The following is a 16,060-nucleotide window of genomic DNA, read 5'->3' on the forward strand; positions in this document are numbered from 1 at the left end:
CTGAGCCCCCTTAGTAGTTCGATTTTGCCACATTGGGTGCGGACCGCTCGCGGAGGCGTGTCCCATTTGCGCCCCACGTCGTGCAACTCGCGCCGAGCGGTATTGCGGTGGCGAAAGATGCCTCCTGCGCTATCGAGAGCTCGGCTATCCTCAGCTTGTCAGTTCGAAAATGGACCTGCTACATGATTGAATCTTTATTTCAACTTTACACCTAGGTTTACAGCTGTCTTGTCAGCTGTAAACCTAGGTGTCATACTAAAGCCCCAAGATTCGCCAAAAGAGAGGGGCCTTGATGGCACAGAGCGCGAACATGGATGCATCGGAGCTTGCACGCGATATCGCGGCCGGCCTAGCATCGGCAACGACGGCAACGGAGCGTGCGGCACTGGTGCCCGCAGAGCTCGTCGAGGCCATTCGGCAACTAAAAACCCAACGCGACGCGGTGATCCTGGCACACTATTACGTGGCGCCCGAGGTCCAGGCTGTGGCCGATTACGTCGGCGACAGCTTCTACCTGGCAAAGCTCGCCAAGAGCCTGCCGCAGCAGGCCATCGTGCTGTGCGGCGTGGAGTTTATGGGCGAGAGTGCCAAGCTGCTCAATCCCACTAAGACCGTGCTGCTGCCCGAGCCAGGCGCAGACTGCCCCATGGCTCACATGGTCAAGCGCGAGACGGTCGACGCCGCCCGCGCCGAGTATGGCGACGACCTGGCCGTGGTCTGCTACGTCAACTCGACGGTCGAGATCAAGAGCTGGAGCGACGTGTGCGTCACCAGCTCCAACGCCGTCAAGATCGTGTCCGAGCTGCCGCAGCAGCACGTCCTGTTTATCCCCGATCAAAACCTGGGCCGCTTTGTAGCCGAGCAGGTGCCGCAAAAGCACGTCATCCTCAACAATGGCTACTGCCCGCGCCACCATATCATCACCGTCGAGCAGATCGTCGATGCGCAAGAGGCGCATCCCGACGCGCTCGTGCTGGCGCACCCTGAGTGTAAGGCCGATGTCCTTGCCGAGGCCGACTACATTGGCTCCACCGCCGGCATCATCAAGTATGCCGAGGAGTCGGACGCGAGCGAATTCATTATCGTGACGGTCCGTGGCGTGCTCTACGAGCTCGAGCGCCGCTGCCAGGGCACCGGCAAGAAGTTCTACTTCCCCGCGGTGCAGCCCACCTGCGTCAACATGGATCTCATCACGCTCGAAAAGCTCGTGCGCTGCCTGGAGACGGGCGAGGGCGAGGTGCAGATCGGCGTGTCGGACGAGGCCGCCGATCAGGCCAAGCTCACGCTCGACCGCATGCTCGAGTACGCGGCGCGCTAGAACAATGCGGCATGAGGGGCGGTCCCTTATGTCACATTCAAGGGAGAGGATTCCTGTGGAAACCAAACAATACCCCGACATGGAGTGCGATGTCGTCATTGCCGGCTGCGGCGTGGCAGGCCTGTACGCGGCCCTCAATCTGCCGACGAGTGCGCGCGTGATCATGCTCTCCAAGGGCGCGGTCGACGAGTGCGATTCGATGCTCGCTCAGGGCGGCATCTGTGTGCTGCCCGAGGGCTCGGACTACGATGCCTTCTTTGAGGACACCATGCACGCCGGCCACTACGAGAACCGCCGCGAGAGCGTAGACATCATGATCCGCTCGAGCCGCTCGGTCATCAACGACCTGCTGGCCATGGGCGTGGATTTTGAGCGCAAGGCCGACGGCGGCCTCGACTTTACCCGCGAGGGCGCGCACAGCCGCCCGCGCATCGCCTTCCATGCCGACATTACGGGCAAGGAGATCACGACCAAGCTGCTCCAGGCCGTCCGCAAGCTGGACAACGTGCAGATTTTTGAGCACGTGGCCATGACTGACATCCTGACGGCCGAACGCGATGGGGCCACAGTGTGCACTGGTGTCGTCGCTGTTGCCGTGGACGAGGGCGATTCGGTCCGCCCCGCCGACGAGCTGGTAAATGCCACCGAGGGCGTGCATGCCGGCGAGCCGTTTAAGATCCATGCCCGCCACACGCTGTGGGCGACGGGCGGCATCGGCGGCGTATACGACCACTCGACCAACTACCCGCAGCTCACCGGCGATGCCTGCTATATTGCTCAGGAGCATGGCATTAAGATGGAGCACCTGGACTACGTGCAGATCCACCCCACGGGGCTGTTCTCGCCGCAGCCGGGTCGCACCTTCCTGATCAGCGAGAGCTGCCGTGGCGAGGGCGCGATTTTGCTCAACGCCGCCGGCGAGCGCTTTACCGACGAGTTGCAGCCGCGCGATGTGGTCGCCGCCGCTATTCGCGAGCAGATGAAGCTCGACGGTACCGAGCACGAGTGGCTGAGCTTTGCCCCCGTCGAGCGCGACGTGGTGACCGGGCACTTTGCCAACATCCGCGCGCGTTGTCTGGAGGACGGCCGCGACATCTTGGACGAGCCCATTCCCGTCACGCCCACGCAGCACTACTTTATGGGCGGCGTGTGGGTCGATAAGGACGGCCGCACCTCGATGCCCGAGCTCTATGCCGCGGGCGAGACAGCCTGCAACGGCGTTCACGGCAAGAATCGCCTGGCTTCCAACAGCCTGCTCGAGGCGCTGGTCTGGGGTCGCCGCGCTGCGTGGTACATGCGCACCGGCAAGTCGCTGGCCGTGGAGCAGGCGGGCGAACCCGCGCTCGATGGCCGCCATCGCGCTCTGAGCGCCGACACCCTGGCAATCGATGATTTGGCCCGTGCCGCCGGCACGCAGGCCGTGGAGGAGTAGACCATGAATCCCATTACCATGAAGCTCGTCGTCGATGATCTGATTCTGCAGGCTCTGCGCGAGGACATTACGTTTGAGGACGTGAGCACGGCGAGCGTGTGCCCCACAGCGCGTCCCGCTACCGTTGAGCTTATCGCCAAGGCCGACGGCATCATCGCCGGCTTGGATGTGTTTGCCCGCACCTTTGAGCTGCTGGATTCGCAGAGCTCGGTGCTGTTTGATGTTGCCGACGGTGACGAGGTGCACGCCGGCGACCATGTGGGCCAGGTGCGCGGCGATGCGCGCGTGCTGCTTTCGGGCGAACGCGTGGCACTCAACTACCTGCAGCGCATGAGCGGTATCGCTACCTACACGCACAGCATGGCCGCGGCGCTCGAGGGCACCAAGACCGTGCTTGTCGACACACGCAAGACCACGCCGGGCATGCGCGTGTTTGAGAAGGCGGCGGTCGAGATCGGCGGCGGCAGCAACCACCGCTACAACCTGTCGACGGCCGTCATGCTCAAGGACAACCACATCGACGCCGCCGGCGGCGTGACGCGTGCGATCGAGATGGCGCGCGCCCATGCATCGTTTACCACGACGGTCGAGATCGAGTGCGAGAACCTGGACATGGTGCGCGAGGCCGTGGAGGCCGGTGCCGATATCATCATGTTCGACAACATGACCCACGATGACATGGCTGCCGCGATTGAGCTTATCGCCGGCCGCGCCAAGACCGAGTGCTCGGGCAACGTGGACGCCGACAACATTCGCGCCCTGGCCGACCTGGGTGTTGACTTTATTAGCTCGGGAGCGCTGACGCACTCCGCGCCGATCCTCGACCTCTCGCTTAAGCACCTGCGTCTGCTGGACGGTAAATAATGAACGCCCGCGAGCGTCGCCGTGCCATCATGGGCGTGCTCGAGGGAGCCAAAGGCCCCGTATCGGGCGGTGCGCTTGCGCGCGAGGTGGGTGTGAGCCGCCAGGTTGTCGTGCAGGACATCGCCCTGCTGCGTGCCGATGGGCACGACATCGTTGCCACCAATCGCGGCTACGTACTGCAGGAGGCTCCGAGCAGCCCAGCGGTGCCCACGCGCCTGGTCAAGGTGCACCATGGCGTGGAGCAGGCGGGTGACGAGCTCACGAGCATCGTCGACGCGGGCGGCGCCGTGCTCAACGTGATTGTCAACCACCGCGTGTATGGCAAGATCACGGCCGACCTGGACATTCGCAACCGTCGCGATATCGAGCGCTATCTGGAGGGTATTGCCAGCGGCAAGAGTTTCCCGCTGCTGACGGTGACGAGCGGCTACCACTTCCATCGCATCGCGGCGGAAGACGAGCGGACCCTCGACGAGATCGAGACTATGCTCAAGGAGAAAGGCTACCTCGCAGACCTTATGCCCTACGAGGGCGACCTATCGTAGCCGACGCTGCAAACGCCCCTAAGCGGCAATCTGACGTTCAATCGTCGGTCGCGTACCGAAGTACGCTTCCCTCCTCTTTCACGTCACCTTGCTCGCTTAGGGGCGTTTTCGCTGACTTATGCTCAACCTGCGGCGGTGCCAAATTAGTTATCCGCACAAACAAAATAAGGAGGCCTCCGCGGCGATGCGGAGGCCTCCTTATTGTGCACGGTGTACTTTTGAGTGTGCAAGTGGGGGAGTTGTTACTCCTCGACGATCTCGGTGATCGCGCCAGCGGGGCAAGCGTCCTGGCAAGCGCCACAGGCGACGCAGGAGTCCTCGTCAGCGACGGTAGCGACGTCCTGGAGCTCCAGAACGCCAGCGGGGCAGGAGTCGACGCAAACGCCACAAGCGATGCACTCGTCGGCATCAATTACGGGATGAGCCATGGTAGTTTCCTCTCTGTTGACCGACGCTACAGGCGATGCGCGTCGGTTTGATTCGGGCAAAAACATACCACGGGAGCGACCGTTTGCAATACCCTCTGGCCGGCATCTTCATACCGTTCGCCGAGTATGCCGCGGCTTACTAAAAAACACGCAGGTGGGGTCGCCGAGCTGCGCAAATGTTAGCTAAAGGTGACTCAAAATATTGAGCGATTGAGCAAGTATCCTGCCATTTGTGGACGGGCTAGAAATGACATGCAGAGCTCCGGGACCCAAACCTCAGCCATCTCTACATAGATCTCAATAGATTTGCCGAGAACTCAAATAGCGCTTCTGCCTGCGATTTTGCGAACCTAAACTCTGAGCAATAAGAAATCTTATATGAATTGACTTAGATTTTGTATATTCCGGTCCATAAGGGGATACACTACATCCTGAAAGACAAGCCGAAGCACCGCGCGACAGACCGCCGAGGCGGCGCAAACGCACAAGAGAGAGGGAATTTCTAATGGGCAAGATTCTTGGTATCGACCTTGGTACTACTAACTCCGCTATGGCCGTCCTCGAGGGCGGTTCTCCGACCATCATCGTGAACGCCGAGGGCGACCGCACCACCCCGTCCGTCGTGGGCTTCCGTGCCGACGGCGACCGCGTCGTGGGTAAGGCCGCTAAGAACCAGGCTGTCACCAACCCCAAGAACACCGTGTTCTCCATCAAGCGCTTCATGGGCCGTAAGTACTCCGAGTGCACCTCCGAGCTCAAGACCGTGCCGTATGAGGTTAAGGAGGGTCAGGGCGGCCGTGCCGTCGTCGACATCGAGGGCAAGGATTACACCGCCGAGCAGGTGAGCGCCATGGTGCTCGCAAAGATGAAGGCCGACGCCGAGAAGTATCTGGGCGAGACCGTCACCGACGCCGTCATCACCGTCCCGGCCTACTTCAACGACGCCCAGCGTCAGGCCACCAAGGACGCCGGTAAGATCGCCGGCCTCAACGTCAAGCGTATCGTCAACGAGCCGACCGCTGCTGCTCTGGCCTATGGCCTGGACAAGCAGGGTTCCGACCAGCGCATTCTGGTCTTCGACCTGGGCGGCGGCACCTTCGACGTCTCCATCCTCGACCTCGCCGACGGCGTGTTTGAGGTTCTGTCCACCTCGGGCGACAACCACCTGGGCGGCGACGACTGGGATCAGCGCGTCATCGACTGGATGGCCGACAAGTTCCAGCAGGAGAACGGTGTCGACCTGCGTCAGGACCCCATGGCCCTGCAGCGTCTGAAGGAGGCCGCCGAGAACGCCAAGAAGGAGCTCTCCGCCGCCCAGCAGTCCACCATCAACCTGCCGTTCATCACCATGAACCAGTCCGGCCCGCTGCACCTCAACTACACGCTGACCCGCGCAGAGTTCGAGAAGATCACCCGCGACCTGCTCGAGCGCTGCAAGCAGCCTGTCACCAACGCCCTGCGCGACGCTAAGCTCAAGCTCTCTGATCTGACCGAGGTCATCCTCGTCGGCGGCTCCACCCGTATGCCCGCCGTCCAGGAGCTCGTCAAGACCATGACCGGCAAGCAGCCCAACATGTCCGTGAACCCCGACGAGGTCGTTGCCGACGGCGCTGCCGTCCAGGGTGGCGTGCTCACCGGCGACGTCGAGGGCATCCTGCTGCTCGACGTTACCCCGCTGTCGTTGGGTGTCGAGACCATGGGCGGCATCATGACCAAGATGATCGACCGCAACACCACGATCCCGACCTCCAAGACCGAGGTCTACTCCACCGCTGCCGACAACCAGACCAGCGTCGAGATCAACGTGCTCCAGGGCGAGCGCGAGCTTGCCCGCGACAACAAGTCGCTTGGTAAGTTCCAGCTGACCGGTATCCCGGCCGCCCGCCGCGGCGTGCCGCAGATCGAGGTCACCTTCGACATCGACGCCAACGGCATCGTCAAGGTCTCCGCTAAGGACAAGGGCACCGGCAAGGAGCAGCAGATCACCATCTCCGGCTCTACCGCGCTTTCCGACGACGAAGTCGATCGTATGGTCAAGGACGCCGAGGCTCATGCCGAGGAGGACAAGAAGCAGAAGGAAGAGGTCGAGGTCCGCAACCAGACCGACAGCCTGTGCTACTCCACCGAGCAGACCCTCACCGAGCTGGGCGACAAGGTTTCCGCCGATGTGAAGTCCAAGGCCGAGGCCGCTATCGCCGACGCCAAGAAGGCGCTCGAGGGCTCTGACGTCGAGGCCATCAAGGCCGCTGGCGAGTCCCTGCAGTCCGTGGCCTACGAGCTGGCTCAGGTTGTCTACGCCGACGCTCAGCAGCAGACCGACGGTGCCGCCGGCGCCCAGACCGACGACGATGTGGTCGACGCCGACTACGAGGTTGTAGACGACGAGGACAAGTAATCATGTCCGACTGTAAAGCTCGCACGGAGGCGGCTGCCACCAGCGCCGCCCCCGTTGACTCTGAGGAGAAGGACGTGAAGATTCCCGTAGAGGCCGTAGACGATACCGAGGCCAACGAGGCCCCGGCCGCCGAGGCTGCCGAGAACCAGGTAGAGGATTCCAACAAGGAGGCGACGATGACCGAGGACGAGATGGTGGAAGCCGCTATCCGCGCCGGTGAGGAAGCCGCCGACAACGACTTTAAGTTCAAGTTCGAGCAGGCCCAGAAGGAGCTTGCCGACGTTCGTCATGAGCTCGATGCTGCGGCAGAGGCTCAGAAGGCCGCCGAGGACAAGGCAAAGGACGCCACCGAGCGCACCGCCCGTCTGCAGGCCGACTGGGAGAACTTCCGTCGTCGCACCGCCAACGAGCGCATCGCCGAGCGCGAGCGCGCGACCGAGAAGCTCGTCACCGCGCTGCTGCCGGTGGTCGACGATATCGAGCGTGCGATCGACCATGCCCGCAGCCAGGAGCTTGCCGACGATTTTAAGCAGTTCGTCGACGGCGTCGATGCGGTGCATGCCAAGCTGCTCGATGTGTTTGCACACGAGGGCGTTGAGCCCATCGACCCCAAGGGCGAGGCGTTCGATCCGCTCGAGCACCAGGCCGTGGGTCGCGTCGAGGACGCGTCGCAGTACGACGAGACCGTCAACGACGTGTACCAGAAGGGCTACCGCATGGCGGACCGCATCCTGCGTTCCGCGATGGTGACGGTGACCTACGGTGGCGAGAAGCGCCCCGCACCGGAGCCCGAAGCGGCGCCCGAGGATGCTGCGGCCGACACGGCCGAGAGCACCGAGGAGTAATTGAGAAGGGCCCCGGGGCAACACCCGGGGCCCTTTCTGGCCTAGTGCCATATGACAGTATGAGCCGCCGCCCGTTGGACGGTGGATGAAACAGGAGAGGAGCTACGATGGCTGCAGGCAAAACCTTCTATGACATCCTGGGCGTATCCAAGAGCGCCTCCGACAAAGAGATCAAGAGCGCGTTTCGCAAGCTCGCGCAAAAATATCACCCCGATGCCGGCGGCGACGAGGCCAAGTTCAAGGAGATCAGCGAGGCCTACGAGACGCTTTCGGACGAGAAGAAGCGCAAAGAGTACGACCAGATGCTCATGTTCGGCGGCATGCCGGGCGCGGGCGGCGCGTATAGCGGTGGCTACGGCGCCGGCGCGGGCGCCAGCGGCTGGGGTGATATCTTCGACAGCATCTTTAGCGGCAACGGCGCCTGGGGCAGCGATTGGGGCTCGGGCTTTGCCGGGGCCGCGGGTAATGCCGGTGCCGGCGCGGGCCGCAGTCGCGCGCGCAAGGGCGGCGACCTGTCGCTGACTGTCGACGTAACGGCCGAGGACGCATTCCGCGGCGTGACGCACAAGGTCACCTACCGCATTCCCTCGACGGGCGAGCAGCAGACCATCACGGTCTCGGTGCCTGCGGGCGCCGTGGATGGCGGCAAGCTGCGCTACAAGCGTCGCGGCGAGTACGGCGTCGCCGGCGGCGAGCGCGGCGACCTGGTCGTGACCACGCACGTGGAGGAGCACCCGCTGTTTAAGCGCAAGGGCGCCGATGTGACCATGGAGGTGCCGATTTCGGTCTACGAGGCGGCACTCGGCTGCACGGTGGACGTGCCCACGCCCGGTGGCGCGACGGTTCGTCTGAAGGTGCCCGCGGGTACCCAGACGGGCAAGAAGTTCCGCTTTAAGGAAATGGGCGCGCCCGACGTTAAGCACCGCGGCCGCACGGGTGCGCTGCTCGTCGAGATCAGGGTGCAGGTTCCCACGAACCTATCCGATGACGAGCGCGACGCGATGACCAAACTGCGCGAGGCCGACACGCGCGACTATCGCGAGAAGGTCAACCGTTACAAGGCGACGTACTAGGGCGCCTGTGTGCCCGCCCGCGTCCGCGGGCTTATGATGTAGACGTGCGAAACGGAAAGGGGTCAGGTAGCATGGCCGAGGACAATAGGAACAAACCGCTGTACATGATCAGCGTGGCGGCTGAGCTGACCGGCATGCACCCGCAGACTCTGCGCGTCTACGAGTCCAAGGGCCTGGTGAACCCCCAGCGCTCGGGCGGCAACACGCGCCTGTATTCGCGTGCCGATATCGAGCGCCTGGAGCTCATCAACCAGCTGACCGATGAGGGCATCAACCTTGCCGGCGTGGTGCGCATTCTCGATATGAAGGAGCGTGCCGAGGAGCGCGAGCGCGAAAACGAGAAGCTCCGCGCCCGCGTGCGCCAGCTCGAGGACGAGCTGCACGAGTACAAGATGCAGAAGAAGATCACCGCACTGGCCCCGCGCGATGGCTCGGTCAACCCCGAGCAAGTCATGCGCAAGTTACTGGGCACGGGCGGCGACCTGTAGTTCCGCCGGCGCCGCCGGGCACTCATTGGGGACGTACTTAAATGAGTGCCCACAGAATGAGAGTGGATAATCTCCCGTTTTTGGCCTATGTGCAGGCTCAAAGTGGGAGATTATCCACTCTCGTCATTTCGGCACTTGGGGACGTTCCTTTTCTGCCGGCACTTGGGGACATTCCGTGCGCCAAACCCGTCTTCCCGCCCCCGGCTCGCCTTATGCTTTACTGAGATAAAGTGAACGCGCAGATTCGTAACCCACTCGCAACCGTTCTATGGCACGATATTGAACGAATGTATGCTATGCGCCCAAATCTTTTGGGCAGAGTGGGAGACAGTATGGTCAAGCTGTACGAGGACGGCATCTACCTGCGCCGTGGCAGCGAGGTTGTGCCTGCGGCCGAGGCTGCTGAGCGCGGTATTACGCAGACGCCCGAGGATGCCAAGCGTGGCACCATCGCGTATTCGATTCTTCAGGCACACAATACGTCCGGCGACCCCGAGGCGCTCAAGATTCGCTTCGACGCCATGGCGAGCCACGACATCACCTTCGTCGGCATCATCCAGACGGCGCGTGCCTCGGGCATGGAGCAGTTCCCGCTGCCCTACGTGCTTACCAACTGCCATAACTCGCTGTGCGCTGTGGGCGGCACCATCAACGAGGACGATCACGTCTTTGGCCTCTCTGCGGCCAAGAAGTACGGCGGCATCTTCGTCCCGCCGCACATCGCGGTCATCCACTCCTTTATGCGCGAGAACTTCGCCGGTTGTGGCAAGATGATTCTGGGTTCGGACTCGCACACCCGCTACGGCGCCCTGGGCACCATGGCCGTGGGCGAGGGCGGCGGCGAGCTGGCCAAGCAGCTGCTGCGCGACACCTACGACGTCGCTTATCCCGGTGTCGTTGCCATCTACCTCACGGGCGCCCCGCGTCCCGGCGTCGGCCCGCACGACGTGGCGCTCGCCATCATCCGCGCCGTCTTTGCTAAGGGCTACGTCAAGAACAAGGTCATGGAGTTCGTGGGCCCGGGTATCGCGAGCATGACGACCGACTACCGCAACGGCGTCGACGTCATGACCACCGAGACCACCTGCCTTTCCTCCATCTGGGCAACCGACGAGGACACGCACGCGTTTTTGACCATGCACGGCCGCGGCGACGACTACCGCGAGCTCAAGCCCGCCGATGTTGCCTACTACGACGGCTGCGTCGAGGTCGACCTGTCGAGCATCAAGCCCATGATCGCGCTGCCGTTCCATCCTTCCAACGGCTTTGAGATTGACGAGCTCAACGAGAACCTCGAGGACATCCTGCACGAGGTGGAACTTGAGGCCGCCAAGATCGGCGAGGGCAAGACGCACTTTAGCCTGCTCGATAAGATCGTCGACGGCAAGCTGCACGTGCAGCAGGGCGTTATCGCCGGCTGCTCGGGCGGCAACTACGACTCCGTGGTGCAGGCTGCCCGCGTGCTCAAGGGCGCCAATACCGGCTGCGGCGAGTTCTCGCTGTCGGTCTATCCCACAAGCCAGCCCGTGGCGCTTGAGCTCACGCGTCGCGGCTATATGTACGACCTCATGGAGGCCGGTGCGATCGTGCGCACGGCGTTCTGCGGTCCGTGCTTTGGCGCCGGCGACACGCCCGCCAACAACGGGCTGTCCATCCGCCACACCACGCGCAACTTCCCCAACCGCGAGGGTTCCAAGCCGGGCAATGGCCAGCTGAGTGCCGTGGCCCTGATGGACGCCCGCTCCATTGCGGCGACCGCGGCCAACGGCGGCGTGCTCACTCCGGCGACCGATCTGCCCGAGGAGACTTGGGACGAGGCCTGCGAGTACACCTTCGACGACGCTCCCTACAAGAAGCGCGTATACTGGGGCTTTGGCAAGGCCGAGCCTGCCGACGAGCTGGTCGAAGGTCCCAATATCAAGCCGTGGCCTGCGATGGAGCCGCTCGGCGACGACATTCTGCTCAAGGTGTGCTCCAAGATCATGGACCCGGTCACCACGACCGACGAGCTCATTCCCTCGGGCGAGACGAGCTCCTTCCGCTCCAACCCGCTGGGCCTGGCCGAGTTTACGCTCAGCCGCCGCGACCCTGCCTACGTGGGCCGCTCCAAGGAGGTTGACGCTGTGGAGAAGCGTCGCGTTGCCGGCGAGTCCGCGGGTGACCTGTCGGTGCTCGATGTCGAGCTTGCCGGTGTGTTTGAGGCGCTGGCCGGCGCGGGTGTCGCGGCCGATGCCAAGGCGACCGAGTTCGGTTCCATGATTTACGCCAAGAAGCCCGGCGACGGCAGCGCCCGCGAGCAGGCCGCGAGCTGCCAGCGCGTGATCGGCGGTCTGGCCAACATCGTCCACGAGTACGCCACCAAGCGCTATCGCTCCAACGTGATGAACTGGGGCATGGTGCCCTTCCAGATGGAGACGGAGCCCAACTTTGAGGTGGGCGACTACGTCTTTGTGCCGGGTATCCGCGCCGCGCTCGATGGCGACCTGAAGAACATCGCCGCGTACGTAGTACGCGGCGATGGTGCGGTCGAGCAGATTGAGCTCTACATTGCCGATATGACGGCGGAGGAGCGTGCCATCGTCAAGGCCGGCTGTCTGATCAACTACAACAAGTTCAAGGCCGCTGCCGAGTAACGTTGCTGTGCGCCCCGGACACACCTTTCCCTCGTGCTCACGCGCTTCGCGAGGGCCGCCCGAGGGAAAGGTGTGTCCGGGGCTACCGCGACGCTCTCGTTGGGTCTTGAGGGACGCTAATAAATAGACTTGCTTGATGCCGCCCCTGTTATCGGGGCGGCTTCTTTTTGTCGAAGCACCGCATTGGGGACGGGCGCCTTGGTGGTGTCCGAGGTTTATCTCAATCTGTAACAGGTGGACCTCTATTTGCCGAGTAGTTGTTACAGATTTAGATAAACGGGAGCTGCTGAACATTTCATCTCAATCTGTAACATCTGAGGTCCAAAACGGCAGCTAGATGTTATGGATCGAGACAGTTGAGCGCCAGAGTCGAAAACCACCACAAAAGGGCCTGTCCCTTTCGTGGTGGTGGGGAGTGGACGGTTTCTTTTGGTGATAGTGTTAGCTGGCGGTATCATTAGCGCACGTCGCAGGTTTGTATTGTGAGGTGTTTTGCCGTGAGCCGTTCAACCCGTATTGGATTGATTGTCTTGGCGCTTGCGATCGCCGTGGTTGGCGCGGGCGTTGTCGGCATGGCATTGCTACCTGCTGCGGTGACGGAACCGGTGGTTAAGCCTGTGATTCAATCTATCGAACTTCTGACCGGCGACGACAAGCCCGAGACCATTACTGTTGATTTTGATGAGCAACCGGCTGCGCTGGGAATTAGCAATTATCCGCGCATTCAGCTTGGGGCCATGCGCTATACCACGGATACAAGCCTGATCGATAGGGCGTCCGAGCTACTCAAGGGTAAAACCTTCAAGCGTTGGTATGGATATGCGTCCTATCGAGCAAAGGCGAACGACATGGTTGGCGGATACCGCTCGTCCATCGAGTTGGACACCACGAATGGCGCCAAGTTATGTGATGTTTCGTACGATCCGGGCTACGAGGGCAATGAGGGTCCGAGCATCTACATCATGGACGGCGATGTCGCCTATGTCATGGAGGGCGACCAGACCGAGCTCAACGATTTTATGGGCAAGTGTATCCAAGATGCCTATAAACAGACCTGCTTACCCGACCCGCAGACTGCACGCGATAGTGGATCTGCCCGTACATGGCTGTTCGAGGATGAGATGCCCTGGAACGCCGAATCGGGAAGCACGGGTTCGGCGAAAGAGTAGAGAGCGCGACCACCACAAAGGTGTCTGTTCCCTTCGTGGATGGTGATTGCATGCGGGGTACCATGGGAATATTTCATGATTCAACTTTGATGGCGGGAGAGCAATGGCTGGACAACTGACAAAGCGCGCGTTGGAAGATTCTCTTAAGCGACTACTGCTTCAAAAGCCACTGACTAAGATCACCATCGCGGACCTCACTGAGGACTGCGGGGTCAGCCGCATGACGTTCTACTATCACTTTCAGGACATCTACGACCTGGTTGAATGGGCATGTGAGGAAGACGCCGGCCGCGCGCTCGCCAACAACAAGACGGCCGATACCTGGCAGGTGGGCCTGGAAAACATCATGCTCGCGGTGCGCGACAACAAGCCCTTTATCATGAACGTCTATCACTGTGTGAGCGCCGAGCGCATCCAGCGTTTTCTGCAGCCCGTGACATTCGACCTGATCGAAGGCGTGGTCGAAGAGCACGCCGCGGGCAAGAACATCTCACAAGGCGACAAGGACTTTCTGTCCCGCTTTTTCGCACATGCATTTATAGGTGTAATGCTCGACTGGATTGCCGCAGGCATGGCCGAGGACCCGAGCACAGTAGCCGAGCGCGTTTCCAAAATATGCGAAGGCCAGATTGACGCAGCGCTGGCGAGATTTTGACTATTTCACGTTGGAGCGCAAAGCGACCAAGTGCGTCATGCCGGGCCGGGTTTCGGTTTGGGAAGTTAGCGAAGCCCACTTCCCAAACCGAAACCCGGCCCGGCATGACCTTGGGAGACCAAAGCCAAGCAGATTTGTACAATCCGCCCCCGTTGATTAAAAATCGTACAAGGTGACGATCTTGTATCGGCTAGGCTGCGTTGATCAGGGCAAAAGCTTGTTAACGAACTTCGTTAGCAAGGAGGAACCATGTACTATTCAAGTGGAAACTATGAAGCCTTTGCTCGTCCCAAGAAGCCTGCGGGCATCGACCACAAGAGCGCCTACATCATCGGCACCGGCCTGGGCGCGCTTACCGCAGCCTGCTATCTGGTGCGCGATGCGCAAATGCCCGGAAGCCACATCCATATCCTCGAAAAGGACCCCGTTGCGGGCGGCGCCTGCGATGGTGCCGACATCCCCGGCGTGGGCTATGTCATGCGCGGCGGCCGCGAGATGGACAACCACTTTGAGGTCATGTGGGATCTTTTCCGCTCCATTCCCTCGATTGAAGATCCGGACATCTCCGTGCTCGACGAGTACTACTGGCTCAATAAGGAGGATCCCAACTACTCGCTGTGCCGCTCGACTAAGAACCGTGGCCAAGACGGCGGCACCGATGGCAAGTTCGGCCTGTCGGACAAGGCAGCGACCGAGATCATGGATCTGTTCTTTACGCCCGACGAGGAGCTGGCGAACCGTCCCATCACCGATTTCTTTGACGACGAGGTGCTCAACTCGAATTTCTGGATGTACTGGCGCACCATGTTCGCCTTTGAGAACTGGCACTCGGCGCTCGAGATGAAGCTCTATATCCGCCGCTACATCCACCACATCGCGGGTCTGCCCGACTTTAGCGCCCTGCGCTTCACCCGCTACAACCAGTACGAGTCGATGATTCTGCCCATGCAGCGCTATCTCGAGGCGCACGGCGTGCAGTTCCACTTTGACACCAAGGTCGAAAACGTGGTGTTTGAGGTGGGCGGCGGCGAGGGTCCGCGCCGCGCCGTCACTGGCACCGGCCAGGACACGATTCAGCGCATCCAGCAGGCCGCCTTTGCGCGCAACCCCTACAGTACGAGCACCAAGAAGGTCGCGCGTCGCATCACCGTGACGCATGCAGGCGAGATTTCGAACATCGACCTCACTGAGGATGACCTGGTCTTTATCACCAACGGCGGCTGTGTGGAAAACTCGACGATCGGCGCGCAGGATAAGCCCGCCGCATGGGATCCGACGATTCGCCCCGGTGGCGGTTGGGACATGTGGCGTCGTATCGCAGCGCAAGATCCGAGCTTTGGTCATCCCGATAAGTTCTGCGGTGACCCCGAGAAGAGCAACTGGATGAGCGCCACGGTCACCACGCTCGACGGCGAGATTGTGCCCTATATCCAAAAGATCTGCCATCGCGATCCCTTTACCGGGCACGTCGTGACCGGTGGCATTGTGACCTGCGAGGATTCGGGCTGGCTTATGAGCTGGACGATCAACCGCCAACAGCAGTTCCGCGATCAGCCCAAAGACCAGCTTTGCGTGTGGGTGTATGGCCTGTTTACCGACAAGCCCGGCAACTACGTCAAGAAGGCCATGCGCGACTGCACCGGCGAGGAGATTTGCCAGGAATGGCTGTATCACCTGGGCGTTCCCGAGGATAAGATTGTTGAGCTGGCGGCAAATCACGCCAACACCGTGCCCGTCATGATGCCCTACATCACCGCCTTCTTTATGCCGCGTGAAGCAGGCGACCGCCCCGACGTGGTGCCCGATGGCGCCGTGAACTTCGCGTTCCTGGGCCAGTTTGCCGAGACGCCGCGTGACACGATCTTTACGACTGAGTACTCCATGCGCACCGGTATGGAAGCCGTCTACACGCTCTGCGATGTCGACCGCGGCGTACCCGAGGTCTGGGGTTCGGTCTTTGACGTGCGTGACCTCCTTATGAGCAGCGTTAAACTACGCGACGGTGAGCCCATCACCAGCATGAAGCTGCCTATGGTTGAGCGGATTGCTCTCAAAGAAGTGCTCAAGAAGGTCGAGGGAACCGACATCGCCAAACTCCTCAAGGAGTACGGCGCAATCTAGCGCACAAGAACCACCACATTGGGGAACCTTTGTGGTGGTTTCTGTTTGTCTCGATCTGTAACATCTTGGCCGCTAAAAGTGGGCCTGGTGTTAC

Annotated in this window: 13 protein-coding genes; 12 read left to right on the top strand and 1 reads right to left on the bottom strand. The window is 61.5% G+C overall.

The features are described 5' to 3' along the window. The first annotated feature begins 292 nt into the window (after positions 1-292). From nadA to DXD94_RS04495, 4 genes are read left to right on the top strand one after another with little or no spacing between them, the layout of a single operon-like run. Positions 293-1,318 carry a quinolinate synthase NadA gene (gene nadA / locus DXD94_RS04480; RefSeq protein ID WP_117742905.1) on the top strand — a complete coding sequence of 342 codons (1,026 nt, stop codon included), beginning with the start codon at positions 293-295 and terminating at the stop codon, positions 1,316-1,318. Between the two features lie 55 nt (positions 1,319-1,373). Then, the gene (locus tag DXD94_RS04485; RefSeq protein WP_233540317.1) at positions 1,374-2,750 is read left to right on the top strand and encodes an L-aspartate oxidase; all 1,377 of its coding nucleotides are present in this window, start codon (positions 1,374-1,376) and stop codon (positions 2,748-2,750) included. Between the two features lie 3 nt (positions 2,751-2,753). After that, a complete protein-coding gene (nadC, locus tag DXD94_RS04490) occupies positions 2,754-3,614 on the top strand; it encodes a carboxylating nicotinate-nucleotide diphosphorylase (RefSeq protein WP_117763358.1) in 861 nt (286 codons plus the stop codon). Continuing rightward, positions 3,614-4,159, top strand: a complete 546-nt coding sequence (locus DXD94_RS04495; RefSeq protein WP_117763359.1) for a transcription repressor NadR — start codon at positions 3,614-3,616, stop codon at positions 4,157-4,159. Before nadC ends, DXD94_RS04495 begins: the two co-directional genes overlap by 1 nt. 242 nt (positions 4,160-4,401) lie before the next feature. Here the strand turns inward: DXD94_RS04495 and DXD94_RS04500 are convergent, their stop codons facing one another. Further along, positions 4,402-4,587 (bottom strand): DUF362 domain-containing protein, encoded by a 186-nt coding sequence (locus tag DXD94_RS04500; protein ID WP_006235216.1) that lies wholly within the window; start codon positions 4,585-4,587, stop codon positions 4,402-4,404. A gap of 505 nt (positions 4,588-5,092) precedes the next feature. Here DXD94_RS04500 and dnaK point away from each other — a divergent pair. From dnaK to DXD94_RS04540, 8 genes are all read left to right on the top strand, one after another. Continuing rightward, the gene (gene dnaK, locus DXD94_RS04505; protein ID WP_117735381.1) at positions 5,093-6,982 is read left to right on the top strand and encodes a molecular chaperone DnaK; all 1,890 of its coding nucleotides are present in this window, start codon (positions 5,093-5,095) and stop codon (positions 6,980-6,982) included. A 2-nt stretch (positions 6,983-6,984) separates the two neighbouring features. Beyond that, entirely contained in the window at positions 6,985-7,827 is an 843-nt protein-coding gene (locus DXD94_RS04510; protein WP_117735382.1) for a nucleotide exchange factor GrpE, read from the top strand. Positions 7,828-7,934: 107 nt separating this feature from the next. Further along, positions 7,935-8,900 (top strand): DnaJ C-terminal domain-containing protein, encoded by a 966-nt coding sequence (locus DXD94_RS04515; protein WP_117735383.1) that lies wholly within the window; start codon positions 7,935-7,937, stop codon positions 8,898-8,900. Between the two features lie 71 nt (positions 8,901-8,971). Continuing rightward, on the top strand, positions 8,972-9,388 hold the full coding sequence (locus DXD94_RS04520; protein WP_055250809.1) for a heat shock protein transcriptional repressor HspR: 417 nt from the start codon (positions 8,972-8,974) through the stop codon (positions 9,386-9,388). Positions 9,389-9,720: 332 nt separating this feature from the next. Beyond that, complete coding sequence (locus DXD94_RS04525; protein WP_117763360.1) at positions 9,721-12,021, top strand: hydratase; 2,301 nt, start codon at positions 9,721-9,723, stop codon at positions 12,019-12,021. 497 nt (positions 12,022-12,518) lie between these two features. Beyond that, entirely contained in the window at positions 12,519-13,190 is a 672-nt protein-coding gene (locus tag DXD94_RS04530; protein ID WP_147326618.1) for a hypothetical protein, read from the top strand. 103 nt (positions 13,191-13,293) lie between these two features. Beyond that, positions 13,294-13,845: a TetR/AcrR family transcriptional regulator gene (locus DXD94_RS04535; protein WP_117735386.1), complete on the top strand. Its 552-nt coding sequence runs from the start codon at positions 13,294-13,296 to the stop codon at positions 13,843-13,845. A 249-nt stretch (positions 13,846-14,094) separates the two neighbouring features. Then, positions 14,095-15,966 (top strand): oleate hydratase, encoded by a 1,872-nt coding sequence (locus DXD94_RS04540; RefSeq protein ID WP_117735387.1) that lies wholly within the window; start codon positions 14,095-14,097, stop codon positions 15,964-15,966. Positions 15,967-16,060: the final 94 nt, after the last annotated feature.

This window comes from Collinsella sp. TM10-22 (genome assembly GCF_003466125.1).
In the GTDB taxonomy this organism is placed as follows: Bacteria; Actinomycetota; Coriobacteriia; order Coriobacteriales; family Coriobacteriaceae; genus Collinsella.